The 18,223-nt window shown below is 72.0% G+C and carries 14 protein-coding genes; 8 read left to right on the forward strand and 6 right to left on the reverse strand.

What is annotated here, in order from left to right:
• Positions 1-54 precede the first annotated feature (54 nt).
• A complete protein-coding gene (locus ACH4DZ_RS04840; RefSeq protein ID WP_398286202.1) occupies positions 55-1,617 on the forward strand; it encodes a hypothetical protein in 1,563 nt (520 codons plus the stop codon).
• Here ACH4DZ_RS04840 and ACH4DZ_RS04845 read toward each other — a convergent pair.
• On the reverse strand, positions 1,571-3,706 hold the full coding sequence (locus tag ACH4DZ_RS04845; protein WP_398285516.1) for a bifunctional glycosyltransferase 87/phosphatase PAP2 family protein: 2,136 nt from the start codon (positions 3,704-3,706) through the stop codon (positions 1,571-1,573). The two genes, ACH4DZ_RS04840 and ACH4DZ_RS04845, sit on opposite strands and share 47 nt — an antisense overlap.
• 319 nt (positions 3,707-4,025) lie before the next feature.
• Here ACH4DZ_RS04845 and ACH4DZ_RS04850 point away from each other — a divergent pair, with 319 nt between their 5' ends.
• Positions 4,026-4,697, forward strand: a complete 672-nt coding sequence (locus tag ACH4DZ_RS04850; RefSeq protein ID WP_398285517.1) for an O-methyltransferase — start codon at positions 4,026-4,028, stop codon at positions 4,695-4,697.
• Positions 4,698-4,791: 94 nt separating this feature from the next.
• Here the strand turns inward: ACH4DZ_RS04850 and ACH4DZ_RS04855 are convergent, their stop codons facing one another.
• Positions 4,792-5,196, reverse strand: a complete 405-nt coding sequence (locus ACH4DZ_RS04855) for a hypothetical protein (protein ID WP_398285518.1) — start codon at positions 5,194-5,196, stop codon at positions 4,792-4,794.
• 234 nt (positions 5,197-5,430) lie between these two features.
• On the opposite strand from ACH4DZ_RS04855, the gene ACH4DZ_RS04860 reads away from it, so the two are divergent.
• Positions 5,431-5,835 carry a DUF1992 domain-containing protein gene (locus tag ACH4DZ_RS04860; RefSeq protein WP_398285519.1) on the forward strand — a complete coding sequence of 135 codons (405 nt, stop codon included), beginning with the start codon at positions 5,431-5,433 and terminating at the stop codon, positions 5,833-5,835.
• 528 nt (positions 5,836-6,363) lie between these two features.
• Here ACH4DZ_RS04860 and ACH4DZ_RS04865 read toward each other — a convergent pair.
• From ACH4DZ_RS04865 to ACH4DZ_RS04875, 3 genes are all read right to left on the reverse strand, one after another.
• Positions 6,364-7,131, reverse strand: coding sequence for a hypothetical protein (locus ACH4DZ_RS04865; protein WP_398285520.1), 768 nt, complete (start codon positions 7,129-7,131; stop codon positions 6,364-6,366).
• 5 nt (positions 7,132-7,136) lie between these two features.
• Positions 7,137-7,826 (reverse strand): hypothetical protein, encoded by a 690-nt coding sequence (locus ACH4DZ_RS04870; protein ID WP_398285521.1) that lies wholly within the window; start codon positions 7,824-7,826, stop codon positions 7,137-7,139.
• Between the two features lie 125 nt (positions 7,827-7,951).
• A complete protein-coding gene (locus tag ACH4DZ_RS04875) occupies positions 7,952-10,141 on the reverse strand; it encodes a DHA2 family efflux MFS transporter permease subunit (RefSeq protein WP_398285522.1) in 2,190 nt (729 codons plus the stop codon).
• Between the two features lie 167 nt (positions 10,142-10,308).
• Here ACH4DZ_RS04875 and ACH4DZ_RS04880 point away from each other — a divergent pair, with 167 nt between their 5' ends.
• Positions 10,309-11,277 carry a peptidoglycan-binding protein gene (locus ACH4DZ_RS04880; protein ID WP_398285523.1) on the forward strand — a complete coding sequence of 323 codons (969 nt, stop codon included), beginning with the start codon at positions 10,309-10,311 and terminating at the stop codon, positions 11,275-11,277.
• A gap of 170 nt (positions 11,278-11,447) precedes the next feature.
• Here the strand turns inward: ACH4DZ_RS04880 and ACH4DZ_RS04885 are convergent, their stop codons facing one another.
• On the reverse strand, positions 11,448-12,128 hold the full coding sequence (locus ACH4DZ_RS04885; protein ID WP_398285524.1) for an HAD family hydrolase: 681 nt from the start codon (positions 12,126-12,128) through the stop codon (positions 11,448-11,450).
• 422 nt (positions 12,129-12,550) lie between these two features.
• On the opposite strand from ACH4DZ_RS04885, the gene ACH4DZ_RS04890 reads away from it, so the two are divergent.
• The 4 genes from ACH4DZ_RS04890 (at position 12,551) to ACH4DZ_RS04905 (ending at position 17,953) form a co-directional block, all read left to right on the forward strand.
• Complete coding sequence (locus tag ACH4DZ_RS04890) at positions 12,551-13,195, forward strand: HNH endonuclease family protein (protein ID WP_398285525.1); 645 nt, start codon at positions 12,551-12,553, stop codon at positions 13,193-13,195.
• Positions 13,196-13,294: 99 nt separating this feature from the next.
• Positions 13,295-14,968, forward strand: coding sequence for an alkaline phosphatase D family protein (locus ACH4DZ_RS04895; RefSeq protein WP_398285526.1), 1,674 nt, complete (start codon positions 13,295-13,297; stop codon positions 14,966-14,968).
• 405 nt (positions 14,969-15,373) lie between these two features.
• Positions 15,374-17,416, forward strand: coding sequence for an FAD/NAD(P)-binding protein (locus tag ACH4DZ_RS04900; RefSeq protein WP_398286203.1), 2,043 nt, complete (start codon positions 15,374-15,376; stop codon positions 17,414-17,416).
• An 84-nt stretch (positions 17,417-17,500) separates the two neighbouring features.
• Positions 17,501-17,953 carry a DoxX family protein gene (locus ACH4DZ_RS04905; RefSeq protein ID WP_398285527.1) on the forward strand — a complete coding sequence of 151 codons (453 nt, stop codon included), beginning with the start codon at positions 17,501-17,503 and terminating at the stop codon, positions 17,951-17,953.
• Positions 17,954-18,223: the final 270 nt, after the last annotated feature.

The raw sequence follows: 18,223 nt of genomic DNA on the forward strand, positions 1-18,223 counted from the left end.
CAGGAGGGCGCGCGGACCGCCCGGAAGCGGGGCCTCCGACCGGTTCGGGAGCCGGTGTGGACACGGCACCGCGTACCGCTCCTCGCCACCCTCCCGACCGTCCCGCTGTATGTGGTGTGGTGGCTGTTCCTGGCCACCGGCGGCGGCGATCTGGCCGCGCAGGAGGCCTGGGCCGACTTCGCGTCCCGGCACGGCGGATCGGCGTACAGCCTGTTCTGGTACGGCGGGATGCACACCGCCAACTACAGCCTGATCTCGCCCTATCTGATGGCCGCCTTCGGCGTGCGGACGGTCACCGTGGCGGCCGGGCTGCTGGCCGCCTGGCTGGCCGCGGCCCTCATCGTCCGTACGGGGATCCGCCGCCCCCTGGGCCCGGCGCTGCTCGCGTCGCTCGCCCTGTGGTGCAACGTCGCGTCGGGGCGTACGACGTTCGCGCTCGGGGTCGCCCTCGGACTCGCCGCCTGTGTGCTGCTGACCCGGGAGCGGCGCCTGCCGCCGGCGTGCGCGTACGCGGCGCTGGCGACCATGGCCAGCCCGGTCGCGGGCCTGTTCCTGGTCGTCGCGGGGGCCGGCCACGCCCTCGTACGGGACCGGGCGCGGGCCGCCGCGCTGATCGTTCCGCCGGTCGTGGTGGTGGGTGCGACGACCCTGCTCTTCCCGTTCACCGGCGAGCAGTTGATGCCCGCCGCCCGGATCTGGCCACCGGTCCTGATCGCGCTCGTCGTGCTGACGCTGGCCCCGCTTGGCTGGCGGGTGCTGCGCCGCGGCGCGGTCGTGTACGCGGCGGGGACGGTCCTCACGTACCTGGTGCCCTCGCCGGTGGGCACGAACGTGGAGCGGCTGGCGGAGCTGTTCGCCCCGGCCGCGCTGCTGGCCGCGCTGCTCGCGGTGCCGGGGCCGGGGCCCGCCCGGGCGGGACGGCGCGTCGCGCTGGCCATGGCGCTGGTGTTCTCCGTGGGCTGGGTCGGCAAGAAGACCGTCGACGATCTGGCGGTGTCGACGGTGGTGCCCGCCTGGGCCCACGACACCACCAGCGTCGTGCAGGCCCTGGACCGGCTCGGCGCGGACCGTACGCGCGTCGAGGTGGTCCCGGCCCGCAACCACCGCGAGGCCACCGCGCTGGCCCCGCACGTGAACCTGGCCCGCGGCTGGAACCGGCAGCTGGACATGGAGCGCGGCCGGCTCTTCTACGACGGGACGTTCTCGGAGAGGACCTACCGGGCCTGGCTCGACCGGTGGGCCGTCGGCTTCGTGGTGCTGCCCGCGGGGAAGCCGGACGGCTTCGCGGAGGACGAGGCGCGCCTGGTCAGGAACGGCACACCGTGGCTGGAGCCGGTGTGGCGCGACCCGAACTGGCGGGTCTACCGGGTGCGCGGGGCGGTACCGCTGGTGTCGGCGCCCGCCTCGGTGATACGGGCCGACAGCGCGGCGGTCGTGGTGCGGGTCCCGCGCCCCGGCCCGGTGACCGTGCGGGTCGCGTTCTCGCCCTGGCTGTACGCCGAGGGGGGCTGCCTCGAAAAGGAGGGCGAGTTCACGCGGCTGACGGTGACCGGGCCGGGCGAGTACCGGATCAGCTCGGGGTACGGCCCTTCGCCGGGCCCGGCCCCGCGGTGCTGACCGCCACCGCGTCCCCGGCCTTCTCGCCCTTCAGGGCCTCCCCGCCCTTCTCTGCGTTTCCGGCTTTCCCGGAGGCTCCTTCCGCCGCCTTCGTCAGGGCGAGCGGCCGGGGCCTGGGCCCCTGGAGCAGATAGGTCAGCCCGAAGCCGGCGCCGACGACGGCCGCGCCGCCCACCGCGTCCAGCACCCAGTGGTTGCCGGTCGCCACGATCGCGGAGACCGTGAACAGCGGGTGCAGCAGACCGAGTCCCTTCATCCACCACCTGGGGGCGAGGATCGCGATGACGAGCCCGCACCACAGCGACCAGCCGAAGTGCAGCGAGGGCATCGCCGCGTACTGGTTGGTGAGCGCGGTCAGCGTGCCGTAGTCCGGCTGGGAGAAGTCCTGTACACCGTGCACGGTGTCGATGAAGCCGAGGCCGGGCATCAGCCGCGGCGGAGCCAGCGGATAGAGCCAGAACCCGATGAGCGCGAACAGCGTGGCGAAGCCGAGCGCCGAGCGGGCCCAGCGGTACTCGGCGGGCCGGCGGGCGTACAGGACGCCGAGCACGGTCAGCGGGACCACGAAGTGGAACGACGTGTAGTAGAAGTTGAAGAAGTCCTCCAGCCAGCCGATCCGCACGACCGTGTGGTTGACCCAGTGCTCGATGTCGATGAAGAGGAACTTCTCGATCGAGTGGATCTGCTCGCCGTGCTGTTCGGCGGTGGCCCGGCCACCGGTGTTGGTGCCGCCGGTCGCCGCGAGCCTGACCTGCTGGTACGCGGAGTAGCCGACGCGGATCAGCAGCAGTTCGAGGAGCAGATTCGGCCGGGTGAGGACCCGGCGCAGGAAGGGCAGGAGGGGGACGCGCTTCCACCGGGTGGGTACCGGCCGCGCGTACTCGGTCGGGAGGGGCGACCGGTAGTACTCCGACGTACGGGACAGAAACGGAACCACGGTCGCGGCGGCGAGGGCGGCGAGCAGCACGACGTTGTCGCGCAGCGGGTAGAGGGACGCCATGTTCGGCAGCATCATCTTGGCGGGGAGGGTCATCACCAGGATGACGGCGACCGGCCACACGTAACGGTCGCCCGCCTTCTTGCCGACGCGGCCGACCAGTGCGAGCAGGACCCACAGCAGCTGGTGCTGCCAGGTGGTCGGCGCGACGGCGACGGCGACGCAGCCGGTGACCGCGACGGCGAGCAGCAGCTGTCCGTCGCGGGCGTAGCGCACGGCGCGGCGCAGGCCGAGCACGGCGACGGCGGTGCCGAGCGCCAGGAAGAGGCCGATCTCCAGCGGCCCCTCGACACCGAGCCGCAGCAGCGCCCCGTGCAGGGACTGGTTGGCGAGATCGTCGGCGGGCCGCCCGAGCCCGACCCCGGCCAGGTGATGCACCCAGTACGTGTACGAGTCGTGCGGCATCGCCGACCACGCGAGCGCGGTGAGCGCGGCGAAGGTGAGCGCGGAGGAGACGGCGGCCCGGCGGCGGCCGGTGAACCACAGGAGCGGCGCGAACAGCAGGACGGTGGGCTGCAGGGCCGCGGCGACGCCGATCAGCACCCCGCTCGCCTGTTCCCCGCGTACGGCGAAACAGCCGAGGAGCACGAGCAGGACCGGGATGATGCTGGTCTGGCCGAGATACAGGGTGTTGCGCACGGGGAGCGACAGCATCAGCAGGCTGATCGCTACGGGGGCGGCCAGGAGGGCCGTGCGGCGGCTGACCGGTTGGGGGAGGGCGCGGGCGGCGACCAGGCCGAGGGCGACCACCAGCAGCAGCGTGCCGAAGGTCCAGCCCCAGCCGAGGGCCTGCTCGGCCGCCTTGGTGAGGGGCTTGAGGACGAGTCCGCCGAAGGGTGTGCCCGTGAAGCGCGTCGAGTCGTACAGCGAACCGTTCACATGCAGCACGCCGTCGGGTCCGACCCAGGTCTCCAGATCCGTCAGGCGCTCGCCCTTGGGCGTACTCAGGACGACGGCGACCTGGCGGACGGCCAGGACGGCGGCGACCAGCCACAGGCCCGCGCGGACCATGCCCAGTCGCGCCCTGGCCGCCTCGGGCGCCGTCGCCCCGAAGGGATCACCTGGTCGTCCGCCGTGCTCCACATTTGCCACGTGCCGTCGGCCCTCCCGCCCCGTTCGTCCTCTACGCCCCATGAGCCCCATCAGTCCCTGGGGTCCCGTGCGTCTGTTTCCTGCTCGAACTCTAAGAGGCTCGCACCACCCCCGATGTGAGACGCGGGCAACCCCCTCTTCACCTGACGTCCTCCATTCTTTTGTCCCGATGGAGGTGTTGTAAGGCTGAAGAGAGTCCTCGGCATGCCGCCACGCGAGGCCGTGACGGGAATACAACCACCCGACGTGCTGGTAACCGGCTATATTCGGCTACGGAACTAGTTAGCGCACCTAACTAGACAGACGAAAGGTTTACCGCATGACCGAGCCGCAGCTCTGGCACGACGTGGACGACTACTTCACCGGGCTCCTCGCCCCGCCGGACGCCGCCCTGACCGAGGCGCTGCGCGACAGCGACGCCGCCGGACTTCCGCAGATCAACGTCGCCCCGAACCAGGGCAAGCTGCTGCATCTGCTCGCCGTGATCCAGGGCGCGACCCGCATCCTGGAGATCGGCACACTCGGCGGCTACAGCACCATCTGGCTGGCCCGCGCCCTGCCCGAGGACGGGCGCCTGATCACCCTGGAGTACAGCGAACAACACGCCGAGGTGGCCCGGCACAACCTCGCCCGCGCCGGCCTGGACAAGATCACCGAGGTCCGGGTGGGGCCGGCCCTGATCGGCCTGCAGACGCTGGCCGACGAGGACCCCGCGCCCTTCGACGTGGTCTTCATCGACGCGGACAAGGTGAACAACCCGCGCTATGTGGAGTGGGCCCTGAAGCTCACCCGGCCGGGCAGCCTGATCATCCTCGACAACGTCGTCCGCGAGGGGGCCGTCACCGACGCCACGAGTGACGACCCGAGTGTGCGCGGCACCCGCGAAGCGCTCGACCTGTTCGCCGCGCACCCCAAGGTGAGCGCGACGGCGATCCAGACGGTGGGAGTGAAGGGGTACGACGGGTTCGCGCTGGCGCGCGTCCTTCCGTAGGCGCCGCTGTTCGTGAGCGCCGCCTGTTCGTTCGCAGGCGCCGCCTGTTCGTGGGCGCCGCGAGCGGAGGTTCGCCGTACCCGGACCCGGGGGGTCAGACCTCGTGGTAGAAGCCCACGTTCACGCTGCGCGGGCCCGTGCGGTCGTGGATGACCAGCTCGCCCGAACCGCCCATGGGCAGCGTCGCCGTCCCGCCGTACGGCAGCGGCTGCTGGACTCCGCCGCCTCCGCCCACCAGCGAGAACCGCACCTCGGACGACGGGTCGTCGTGCGTGCCCCGCAGCCAGGTCACCTGCCAGGTCCCCTCGGGCCCGCACAGGAACTCCAGGTGGACCCGCGAGACGAACAGCCAGTCGTCGGGCGTCGCGAGGCGGCACGCGCCCCGGTCGCGCCCCACCCGCAGCACGGCGCCCGGCTCGCTCGGCGCGTCGGCCATCTGCATTCCGGCCGTCGCGCCGGCGTCCGTCCCGGACACCGAGGCCATGGTGAGTTCGAGCACGTGCGCTCCTTCGTTCCCGCGCGTTCCGCGTTCCGCGTTCCGACGTTCCGATTGTCCCGCGCCGGGACGTGTTCGACGCCCGGCGACGTATCGCCGCCGAATGATAGAGCGCCAAGACGTACGACGTCCGGCACAATCACATACCGCTCCGCACAGTCCATACCGTGCGGCACAGCCGCATACCGCTCGCCGGCCCCGCGCGGCCTCCGGCACGGCTTCCGGCACACTGGACGCATGACCGAGCGCAAACCTCCCGGGGTCGGCTTCGAGTCCTGGGTCGACCGGCAGATCCGCGCGGCGGAGGCACGCGGCGAGTTCGCCGAACTCGTCGGCGCGGGTGAGCCGTTGCCGAGCGGCCCCGACACGTCGTACGACGAACTGTGGTGGATCGAGCAGAAGATGGCCCGCGAGGGCATGTCCGTGCTGCCTCCCACGCTGGCGCTGCGCAAGGAGGCGGAGGACGCGCTGGAGCAGGCCGCCGCGGCGCCGTCGGAGCGGGTGGTGCGGCGCATCGTCACGGAGATCAACGCGAAGATCCGCGAAATGATGTTCAAGCCGCCGCCGGGCCCACCACTGGGCCTGAAGCCGTACGACGTGGAGGAAATCGTCCACGCCTGGCACAAACACCACACAACCTGACGCCCGACGGCCACGCCGGTCGGGCCACCGACCGCCCGCCACCACCACGCGCCCGCTGACGCCCGACCGTCGCCGTCACACACGCTGTCGCCCTTGCGGGCCGCCCGGCGCCACCACGCCCGCTGCCACGCCGCCGCCGCCGACCGGCTGGACCGGCCACCGGCGAGTTCGGCGTATCACCGCCGTCGCGCGCCCCCGCGGCACCCTTGCGGGCCGCCCGACTGCCGCCATCACGCCCGCTGCCGCGCAAGCGGTCAGCGGTCGGCGGTCGGCGGTCGGCGGCGAGGTACGGACGCCGTAGCCGTCGCTTGCCCCCGCGTCGCCCCCACGGGTTCGACCGGTCGGCGGCTTCTCGGGCGGGCGTGAGTTGCCGGCACGGGCCCGGGTCCCAGTTCTCCAGGTCCGGGGCGCGTCTGCGTTCATGTGTGAGGCCCCGCCCGGCGTGTCGCCCGGGTGGGGCCTCATACATTCGTTCAGCTCATCGCAACTTGCCTACCGCGTACGCGAGTTGCGCGGACGCAGCCGTGCTCAGATCTTCAGCAGTCGTTCCGTCAGTTCGCGGTAGTCCTTCAGGGCCAGCCGCAACTGCTCCGTATCGGCCTTGTCGTCGGCGGAACTCTGCCAGGACGTGCTCAGGGCGCGCCGTCGCTCGGTGACGGCGGCGGTGAACCGTTCGGCGACCTCCTGGAGCACCTGGTCAGCCTCCTCGACCGAGCCGCGGGGCCCGTCGACGAACCCGGCGACCGCGTGCTGCAGTCGCAGCGACCACTTGTCGCCCTCGTCGTGCGGCATGAGCCGCCCGCCGGTGCTCGCGCCGGTCCCTGGCCCGGTCCCGGTCCCGGTCCCGGCGTTCACCCGCGCCTCGGCGCCGAGGACGCCCTCACGGGACGCGCCGCTCCGGCCGCCGACCGGAGCCGCCTTGCCGGTGCCGCCGACGGCCTTCCCGGCGACGCCCTCACGCGCCGGTGAGCGGTCCTGCTCCGGCGTACGCGGGCCGGCGCCCGGAATCCGCCCGCCGACCACCGTGTCCTGGCCGTCCCGCACACGCTCCTGGGCCGCCGTGTCCCGGCCGCCGAGCACATCGTCACGCGCGGCGGAGCCTGCCCGCGTCGAGGCCTCGGGCCCCGCCGTGCCCGCCGCGCCCGCCGCCGTGCCCGAGTTGCCCGTCAGCCGCCCGGCCGCGGACCCGCCGCCGTGCGCCGCGCCGCCCGTTCCCGGCGTCCTGGTCACATTGCCCCGCTCATCGCGCTCGTCCTGCCGATCCTTGGACGGTCCTGCCGCGGTGTTGTCCGGCATACGTCTCAACTCCCCTTCACATGGCGCCTGTTGAGCGCCCACGGCGCGTGCGAACGCCCGCGGGAGCTGTCGGTTCGAGTGGTCTCGGCCGCTTCCTCGCCGCCGTCCCTGTCGGCCTTCCGCAGCTGCGCCCTGTCGTCGCGCGCGGAGGTGGTCAGGGCGTCGAAGAGCGCGCGGGCCTCGACCAGGGACTCACGCAGCTCCTCCGTGTCGGCCCGGTCGGCGCCGGCCCCGTTCGGGTGCGCGGCCAGGTGGACACGGCGGTAGCCGTTCACGTGGTGCGCGTGGTGCACGGAGAGCGCGGAGAGCTGCTCCTCGTAACGGTCGCCCGCCGGGAAGCCGCGCGCGCCCGCCACCTCACCGAGCAGCCGGTCCGCCTCTACGACGGCGTCGCGCGGCGAGTCGACGAACTGCTCCTGGATCGCGGTCCAGCGGACCGTGTAGCGGTCGAGCGCCGCGGGCTCCAGCGGCTGCTCGCGCAGCGACCCGTGCCGCTGCACCCGCTCCTCAAGCTCACGCTCGGCGGCCTGGGAGTCGCCGTCGTGCCGGGCGAGTGCCCGGTCGTACTCGGGCCCGAAGCGCCGCTTCAGGCTCTGCCCGCCGCCCGCCCCGCGGGCCATCACGAGCCGAGCGATCACGGCGGCGACAACGGCCACCACGATCACGATCAGAACGATGATCACGCCTGTGGACATGGATTGCCTTCCGGGTTCTGGGCCCAGCGGGCCGCTTCCTCCGTCGGGTTGCCCGGACTTCGGCTAACAAACGGCCCATGGCCGGATCCACGTCATGAGGGCCCCCAAGTAGGGCCCAGGTCACCTCACTTGGCGAGCCACGTCCGCCCGACCGGTTTCACCACCGGCTCGGTGTAGGGCCGCTCGGCATCGGAGCCGCACAACTCGGAGTTCAGTTCCGTCACGAGCTGGGAGAGGTCGGTGGGCCGGTCCGGGCCCCACCAGTCGCCGAGGAGTTCGGCGAGGGACTCCTCCCGGGCCGCGGCCAGCTTCTCGGCCACCTCACGCCCCTCCTCGGTGAGAACGAGGTCCAGCCCCTCCCGTACGCCGAGACGCCGCTCCTCCACCTGGCGTGCGGCCTCGATGACGATCTGCAGGGGCACCCCGCTGCGTTCGGCGAGGGCGGCGGGCTCGGCCCAGCCGTAGCGCCTGATGCGCAGCAGCAGCCAGCTCGCGGCGGGCAGCAGGTCGTACCCGGCGCGGGCGGTGATCTTCTCGTAGATCTGCCGCCGCCCCTCCCGGGTGCCCAGCACGGACAGCGCGCGGCACACCTCGTCGTACGAGGAACGCTCCACGGGGTTGCTGGCGAGCGTCTGGGTGGCGTCGGGCGCCGTCACCGAGCCCCGCAGCCTGTCCTCGCGCAGGAACCAGGCGAGCACGAAGCCGACGACGGCGACCGGGGCCGCGTACAGGAAGACGTCCGTGATGGAGACGGCGTACGCCTCGACGACGGGTGGCCGGAGCGCGGCCGGCAGTTCGCTGATGATCTTCGGGTCGGACTTCAGCGCGTCGGCGCCCAGGCCCGCCGGCAGTTCCTGCCCGCGCAGCACGTCGGCGAGTTCGCCGCTCAGCCGGCTCGTGAAGACCGAGCCGAAGATGGCCACGCCGAACGAGGCCCCGATGGACCGGAAGAAGGTGGCGCCGGAGGTCGCGACGCCCAGGTCCTCGTACGAGACTGCGTTCTGCACGATCAGGACGAGGACCTGCATGACCAGGCCGAGTCCGAGGCCGAAGACAAGGAAATACAAGCTCATCTCGGCCGTGGAGCTGTCCACGTCGAGCCGGTGGAGGAGCAGCAGTCCGAGGGCCGTGACGGCGGTGCCCGCGATGGGGAACACCTTCCAGCGGCCCGTACGGCTGACGATCTGCCCGGAGACCGTCGAGGAGATCAGCAGTCCGGCCACCATCGGCAGCATGTGCACGCCCGACATGGTGGGCGACACACCCTGGACGACCTGCAGGAACGTCGGCAGGTACGTCATCGCTCCGAACATCGCGAAGCCGACGACGAAGCTGATCACCGCGGCGAGGGTGAAGGTGCGGATCCCGAACAGTTTCAGCGGGAGCACGGGTTCGGCGGCGCGGCGCTCGACGGCCACGAACAGCACGGCGAGTACGGCGCCCAGGACCGCGAGGCCGATGATCTGCGGCGAGCCCCAGCCCCAGGTGTTGCCGCCGAGCGAGGCGACGAGGACCAGGCAGGTGGCGACGGCCGCGATCAGGAACGTACCGAGGTAGTCGATCGTGTGCTGCCGGGAGCGGACCGGGATGTGCAGGACGGTGGCGATGACCGCGAGCGCGACGATCCCGACGGGCAGGTTGATGTAGAAGACCCAGCGCCAGCTCAGGTGCTCGGTGAACAGCCCGCCGAGCAGGGGCCCGAGGACACTGGTCGCGCCGAATACCGCGCCGAACAGCCCCTGGTACCTGCCCCTCTCCCGGGGCGGCACGATGTCGCCGACGATCGCCATCGACAGCACGATGAGCCCGCCGCCGCCGAGGCCCTGGAGCGCGCGGAAGGCGATCAGCTGGGGCATGTTCTGCGCCATGCCGCACAGCGCCGAGCCGATCAGGAAGATCACGACGGCGACCTGGAACAGCTTCTTGCGCCCGTACTGGTCGCCGAGCTTGCCCCAGAGCGGGGTGGCGGCCGTGGAAGCCAGCAGATACGCCGTGACGACCCACGACAGATGGTCCAGCCCGCCGAGATCGCTGACGATGGTCGGCAGCGCGGTCGAGACGATGGTCTGGTCGAGCGCGGCGAGCAGCAGCCCCAGGAGCAGCGCCCCGATGGAGAGGAGGACACCGCCCTGCGCGTGCTCCGGAACTGCGGTGGCACCGCGCGAGTGGTCCCGAGGATGCCGGGGCTGAGGAAAGTCGGGGGGCGCCGCGGGTACGCCCCCACCACCCCTCCGCCCCCCGCCACCCCTGTCGCTCCGGCCGTCTTGACTGCCCCTACCGTCCCTACCGTCCCTGCCGTGCGCATCCTCGGCCATGAAGACCTCCCGGCCACGAGAATCCCGTTCCTCTTCCATCGTGGTCGGTGTGACCGGTTATGGCCTGTTGAATCCGGCCAGGAGTTCGGGATTCCGGGGGTAACCGGGAGATTGTGTGGAGGGGGTCTGCATAATCGCTGGAGTTCGTACGGGGAAGGATCCACGACGTGAGCGACCGGAGCGGTCATATATGCCCGGAATGCGGGGCACCCAGGGAGTCCGGGGGCTCCCCGACATGCGGCTGCGCCCGCAGAGCGGCGGACGAACTCCTGGAGACCCGGTCCGCCGAGACGGCGGCCGCGGAGGACTTCGACCCGCTGCGCATACGCCCCTACGTGGACCTGGAAGTGCACGCGGAGGGCTCCGCCGCCGACCCCGGTAGTGGCCGGCAGGCTCCGACGCCGGGGGCCGGGCACGGACCGGACGACCGGGCGACCGTCTCGATCCCTCTCCAGCGCGCCCCGTCCGACGACTTCCCCGGCGCCCACGACCACGACGGCGGTTACGGCGACCCCGCGGCCCTCTCGGACATCCCCGAGAACACGGGCCGCCGACGTCGTTTCGTGCTCGTGGGAGCCGGCGCCACAGCGGTCGTGGTCGCGGCGGCCGGGTTCGCGAGCGGACTGTTCTCGTACGAGTCGCCGTCGCGGAACGGCGCGGCCCCGGACGGCATACGTGCGAGCGTGCCGGACACGGCGGTGGACGAGCCGTCCCCGTCGGACTCCGAGTCACCGTCGGCGTCGGAGTCGGCCTCGGCGTCCGCGTCGGCGAGCGAGAGCCCGACGCCCTCGACGTCGGAGTCGCCGAGCGCGTTGGCCACCCCGACCAGGACGTCCGCCACGACACAGGCACCCTCGCCCGAGAACTCGGTCAGCACCGCCCCGACGTCCGCCGACCCGACGGACAAGACGGGCCCGGCGGTGCTGCGCCGCGGCGACGAGGGCCCCGAGGTCACCGAACTACAGCTGCGCCTCAAGCAGTTGGCCCTCTACGTGGGCGACGCGGACGGCGACTACGACAACCGCACCGAGAACGCGGTACGCAACTACCAGTTCACCCGGGGCATAGACGACGACAAGGGCGTCTACACCGAAAAAACCCGCGCCCGCCTGGAATCAGAAACAACAGAACCCTGACCCCACCCCAACCACGGGGAAGCCCGGAAAGGGCCGAGCCTTGCCCTCCGGGGGCGCGGGGAACGGCGCGATCTTGTCGCCCTCCGGGGGCGCGGGGAACGGCGCAGTCTTGCTGTTTTTAGGGGCGCGGGGAACTGCGCGACCAGCCCCCACCGACCCGCACCCAACACTCAACGCCCCACCCGCAACCGCAACCGCACACCCCCACCCTCCAACCCCTCAACCGAAACCCCCCGAAGATCCCGAACAACCGCATCAGGCCGATGAACCCCGGCCCGAGGCCCAACCCCCACCACCCGCATCCCCGCGGAGCGCCCCGCCGAGATCCCCGCCCCCGAGTCCTCGAACACCACACACTCCCCAGGCGCGACCCCCAACTCCGCCGCCCCCTTCAAGAACCCCTCAGGATCCGGCTTGCTCGCCCCCACGGACTCCGCGGTGATCCGCACACCGGGCAGCGCAAGCCCCGCCGCCCCCATCCGCGCGGCGGACAGCCCCACATCCGCCGACGTGACGAGCGCGTGCGGCACCCCCAGCTCCCGCAAGGACGCCAGAAACTCCGCCGCCCCCTCGATCGCCACGACCCCGTCCATGTCGGCGGTCTCCTCGGCGAGCATGCGCGCGTTGTCGGCGTAGTTCTGCTCCATGGGCCGGCTCGGCAGCAGCACGGCCATCGACGCGTACCCCTGCCGCCCGTGGACGACCTTCATGACCTCGCCCCCGTCGAGCCCGTGCCGGTCGGCCCAGCGGCGCCAGACGCGCTCGACGACGGCGTCCGAGTTGACGAGGGTGCCGTCCATGTCCAGCAGCAGGGCGCGGGCGGTCAACACGGTCGAGGCCGTCATCGGCATGCTCCAAAGCGTGGAATCAAGGCGCGGAGGTGGGACCCCGCACGCCTCCGAGAGACAAGGTGGCCCCGCCCGCCGGTCAGGGAGTGCGAGCGGGGACCACTTTGTTCATCCACGGTACAAAACAAAACGGTAATCCCGCTACCCACCCCGCGCACCCGTTCCGCCCCCACCCCGCACCAGCTCCACGCAAGTGCGGAACAAAGCGAACAAGTCACCCGAAACCCCGAAGCCCCGCCGAGACCCCACCGAACCCCACCGGAACCCCGCGAACCCCCGCTGAATCCCACCGAATCCCGCTCGGCCCCTTGTCGTGTCATGAACACGTCACTAACTTCTCACCTGACGCACACCTCCCGGAAACCGACCCCCGCGAGCATTCAGTCGCTCGCAGGTCAACTTCCCCCCACCCCTAGGGAGTTCGCATGCCGAAGGTCTACGCGCGTCGACGGCTGAGTCTAGTGGCCGCCTTCGCCGGTTTGATAGCCATGGTCGGGCTTTTCAACGGCCCGGCCGCCTCCGCCGCCCTGCCCACCCCGGTCAGCGCCGCCACGGCCCGCACCTACCTCGCCTCGCTCACCGTGTCGACCGAGGACCGCACCGGGTACGACCGCGACCTCTTCCCGCACTGGATCACCATCAGCGGCACCTGCAACACCCGCGAGACCGTGCTGAAGCGTGACGGTACGAACGTCGTCACCAGCTCCGCCTGCGCGGCCACCAGCGGCTCCTGGTACTCCGTCTACGACGGCGCCACCTGGACCGCCGCCTCCGACCTCGACATCGACCACCTCGTGCCGCTGGCCGAGGCATGGGACTCCGGCGCCGACAGCTGGACCACCGCCCAGCGCCAGGCCTTCGCCAACGACCTGACCCGCCCGCAGCTCATCGCCGTCACGGACAACGTGAACCAGTCGAAGAGCGACCAGGACCCGGCCGAGTGGATGCCGTCCCGCACGGCCTACGCCTGCACGTACGTCCGTGCCTGGGTCCAGGTGAAGTACTACTACGACCTCTCCGTCGACTCCGCGGAGAAGAGCAGGCTCACCTCGGTCCTCAGCGGCTGCTGACCTGACCCGGGACCCGTTTCTCACGCGATCTCTCGCCGGAACCTCCCCACCGGCCTCCGTCGTTCCGTACCGTACGGGGCGACGGAGGAGGGTGATCACGTGGCGAGCCTGCGCCTGGGTCCACTGCTGAGGTATGTCGACGGCTCGTCCGCGACCGTATGGGTCGAGGCGAGCCGTCCGGCCACCGCCGAGGTGCGCTGTGCGGACGGCTCGGGCGGTGAGTCCCGTACCTTCCAGGTGTCGGGCCACCACTACGCCCTGGTCCCGGTCACCGGACTGACACCGGGCACGACCACCGCGTACGAGGTGCTGTTCGACGGGGAGCGGGTCTGGCCCCTCCCCGACTCCCCCTTCCCGCCCTCGGCCATCCACGCCCCCGTGGACGACCACGAGACCGTGCGCGTCGCCTTCGGCTCCTGCCGCTGGGCCTCACCGCCCGAGGGCGAGAAGGACCCGGTCGGCCCGGACGCCCTGGACACCCTCGCGGCCCGGATCGCCGCGGACCCGCAGGGCGAGCGCCCGGACGTCCTCCTGCTGCTGGGCGACCAGGTGTACGCGGACGAGGTGTCCAAGGCCACCCGCCACTGGCTGCAGACCCGCCGCGGCCTGGACCAGCCGCCCGGCGCCGAGGTCGCGGACTACGAGGAGTACACGCACCTCTACTACGAATCGTGGCTCGACCCCGAGGTCCGCTGGCTGCTCTCCACCGTGCCCAGCTGCATGATCTTCGACGACCACGACGTCATCGACGACTGGAACACCAGCGAGGCCTGGGTCTCCGACATGCGGGACACCCCCTGGTGGCGTGAGCGCGTGCTCAGCGGCCTGATGTCGTACTGGGTCCACCAGCACCTCGGCAACCTCTCCCCCGACCGCCTCGCCGAGGACCCGCTGTACGAGGAGGTCCGCGGCACGCCCGACGGCACGGACGCCCTGCGCGCCTTCGCCGCCCGGGCCGACGCCGACCCGGCCTCGGTCCGCTGGAGCTACCGCCGCGACTTCGGCCGCACCCGGCTCATGATGGTCGACAGCCGCGCCGCCCGCGTCCTCGACGAGCAGAACCGCTCGATGCTCGACCCCGCGGAGTGGGAGTGGCTGCGCGAGCAGATAATGGACGGGCACGTACTCGACGAGCAGGCACCCGAGGGCCCCGGCGCCTACGACCACCTGCTCATCGGTACCTCCCTGCCGTGGCTGCTCCCGAACCTCGTACACGACGCGGAGGCGTGGAACGCCGCGATGTGCCGGGGCGAGCGGGGCGAGCGCTGGGCTCGGCGCGGGGAGAAACTGCGGCGGGCGGCCGACCTGGAGCACTGGGCCGCGTTCCCGTCGTCCTTCGACAAGCTGGCGGAGCTGATCGCCGAGGCCGGTTCGGGGCCCCAGGCGCCCGCGACGGTGTGCGTGCTGTCCGGGGACGTGCACCACGCGTACATCGCCGAACCGGTCTGGCGTGAGGGTCTGCCCGGCCCCGACGCCCGGGTGGTCCAGCTGACCTGCTCCCCCGTCCACAACTCCATCCCGCCGTACATCAAGGTCGGTTTCCGCTTCGGTTGGAGCGGGGTGGGCCGGGCGCTCGGCCGCCGGTTCGCCCGGCACGGCAGGGTCACGGCCCCGCCGGTGGACTGGCGCAAGACCGGCGGGCCCTGGTTCGGCAACCAGTTGATGACGCTGACGCTGACCGGGCGTTCGGCTCGGCTGCGGCTCGATCACGCGCGTGAGGAGGGTGGGGGTGGGGCGCGGTTGCGGACGATCGTGGAGTCCGTCCTCAGCTGAGCGCTCCTCCCTCCGGGGGGGGGCGGGGGGGGTGGCGGGGTGGGGGGTGGGGAGTTCTTCGTCTGCCGGCCGGTGGGGGCTTGGCGCGCAGTTCCCCGCGCCCCTAGGGGCGCCGCCCCTGGCGGGGCGTTGCGCTTGACGCGGCGTTGTGCTTGACCTCGTACGCCTATTGCGTGTGTTGCCCGTGATGTTGCTGCTTGGTGCGCATGAGTCCCTAGCGTCCCGTGAGGCATCCCACAACCGGCGTCGTTGATCCGTTTCAGGGGTCGGTTCCCGTGGTGTGCGACGGCATGATGATGCGGACCGTCCGCTTCCACCGGGGCGGTGAGCCGCGTATGCCCCACCTGTCCGGGAGTCACACCCTTGTCTGCAGCGACCGCGGAGCCGACGGAACCGATGGAACCGATGGAACCGACGGGACCAACGAGAACCGCCGGGTCCACGGAACCGAGAGGTCGCGTCTCCGTGGCCCTGGTCGGCGCCGGGCCGCGCGGCACCAGCGTGCTGGAACGCCTGTGCGCCTCCGCGCCCGAACTCCTTATGCCCGGCACGCGTCTGACGGTCCACGTCGTCGATCCGGCACCGCCCGGCCCCGGCCGCGTCTGGCGCACCGCCCAGCCGGCCGAGCTGCTGATGAACACCGTGGCCTCCCAGGTCACCCTCTTCACCGACGACAGCGTGGACTGCTCGGGTCCGATACGCCCCGGGCCCGGTCTGCACGCCTGGGCGGGCGGACAGACCGAAGGACGGCTGGACGGACAGACCGAAGGACAGCTGGGCGGGCAGGCGGCCGGACGGCTGGGCCCGGACGACTATCCGACCCGCGCCCAGTACGGCCGGTACCTGGAGTGGGTCTTCGGCGAGGTGGTCCGCGGGGCGCCGCCCGCCCTGCGGATCGAGACGCACCGGGCGCGCGCGACCCGCCTCGACGACGCGGCCGACGGCCTCCAGACCCTCGTACTCGACAACGGCCGTGTCCTGACGTGCCTGGCGGCCGTGGTCCTCGCCCAGGGCCATCTGCCGGCCGTGGCGGACCAGGCGCAGGAGCGGCTGTCCGCGCACGCCGAGCGGCACGGGCTGCGTCATGTCCCGCCCGCCAACCCGGCGGACCTCGACCTCTCCCGTGTCATCCCCGGCGAGACCGTCCTGCTGCGCGGTCTGGGCCTCAACTTCTTCGACCACATGGCCCTGTTGACGACGGGCCGCGGCGGCCGTTTCGTGCGGACCCCGGCCGGTACGCACTATCTCCCCTCGGGCCGCGAGCCGCGTCTGGTGGCCGGCTCCCGGCGCGGCATTCCGTACCAGGCGCGCGGTGACAACGCGAAGGGCCCGTACGGCCGGCACATCCCGCTCGTGCTCACTCCGGAGGCCATCTCCGGCTTCCGCAAGCGCGCGGACTCGGGCGACGCCCCCGACTTCCTGACGGAGATATGGCCGTTGGTGGCGAAGGAGGTCGAAACGGTCTACTACGAGACCCTGTTGACCCGCGGCGCCACCGATGTCCCGGCGGAACCGGCGGTACGCGGCTTCCGTGAGCGCTTCCTCGCCGTTCCGCACCGGGATCCCCAAGAGGCGTCGGTGCTCGACGAGTTCGGGGTCCCGGCTGCCGCTCGCTGGTCCTGGGACCGCGTCTCACGCCCCCACGGCGGACGTGTCTTCACCGGCCCCGCCGACTTCCGGGGCTGGCTGCTGGCCCATCTGCGCGAGGACGCCGAACAGGCCGCGCTCGGCAATGTCGACGGCCCGCTCAAGGCGGCTCTGGACGTGCTGCGCGACCTGCGCAACGAACTGCGGCAGATCGTCGACCACGGCGGCCTCGCGGGCCCCTCGCGCCGGGAGCACCTGGACCGCTGGTACACCCCGCTCAACGCGTTCCTGTCCATCGGCCCGCCCCGGCGACGTATCGAGGAGATGGCGGCGCTCATCGAGGCGGGCGTGCTGGAGGTGATCGGGCCGCGCCTGGAGGTGCGGGCCGAGGACGGGGCGTGGGTGGCGCACTCCCCCGACGTACCCGGCTCCACCGTGTCGGCGACCACGCTCGTCGAGGCCCGGCTGCCGGAACCGGACCTGCGGCGCACCGCCGACGCGCTGCTCGCCCGGCTGCTGAAGACGGGCCAGTGCCGCCCGCACACCGTGGACGGTTACGAGACCGGAGGGCTGGACGTCACCCAGCGGCCCTACCACCTGATAGACCGTCAAGGTCGCCCGCATATGCGCCGGTTCGCGATCGGTGTGCCCACGGAGGGGGTGCACTGGGTGACCGCGGCCGGGGTCCGTCCAGGGGTGGACTCGGTCACGCTGTCGGACGCCGACGCGGTCGCGCGGGCCGTCCTGCGAACGGCTGCCGCCGAGGTCGGACGGGGCGCGGAGGCGGACGCGGAACCCGTATCGACACCGGTATCGACGGAAAAACCATGGCCCAAAGTTGAACTTGCAAGCATTGAATAGGCAGACCTAACGTAGAGCACTCACTCGGTTACGTCCCCCACCGGTCCGCCAAGGACCGTACCGACACCGAAGGAGTCATCCCACATGACCGGACGCCTCAACAGCGCCCAGCCATACGCCATCGGCCTGTTCCGTATCGTCGTCGGCCTGCTCTTCGCCTGCCACGGCGCCGTCTCGCTGCTCGGCGTCCTCGGCGGCCTGGACGGCAGGGGCGCCACCGTCGAGACCGGCGCCTGGCCCAACTGGTACGCGGCCGTCATCGAACTCGTCGGCGGCACCCTGGTCCTGCTCGGCCTCGGCACCCGTATCGCCGCGTTCATCGCCTCGGGCGCGATGGCCTACGCGTACTTCAAAGTGCACCAGCCCGAGGCGCTGTGGCCGATCGAGAACAGCGGGGAGGGCGCGGCCATGTACTGCTGGTCGATGCTCCTGCTCGTCTTCACCGGCTCGGGCGCGTTCGGCCTGGACCGGCTGATCCCCGGCCGTTCGTCCGCGACGAGCGGGGAGAACCGCCCCTCGGAGCCCGTCGCGGCCTGACACCGGCCTCACCGTGCCCGTCACGACGCCGGTTCACCCCCTGCGCGGGGCGTGACCCACGACGCCGATTCGCCCCCTCCGCGGGGCGTGACCCACGACGCCGATTCGCCCCCTCCGCGGGGCGTGACGTCAGCCGGCCCACCCGGAGGGCACGGTGAGGCACGACGAGCCGGGCGCCCGCGCCGCCCGGCTCGGTGTGCAGCACGCCGGCAGCGGCCTCGCCGCGCCGGAACTTCCCCGTGATGGCCCCGCACTCGCCCCGCCCTCGCC

This window comes from Streptomyces sp. NPDC017991 (assembly GCF_044328075.1).
In the GTDB taxonomy this organism is placed as follows: Bacteria; Actinomycetota; Actinomycetes; order Streptomycetales; family Streptomycetaceae; genus Streptomyces.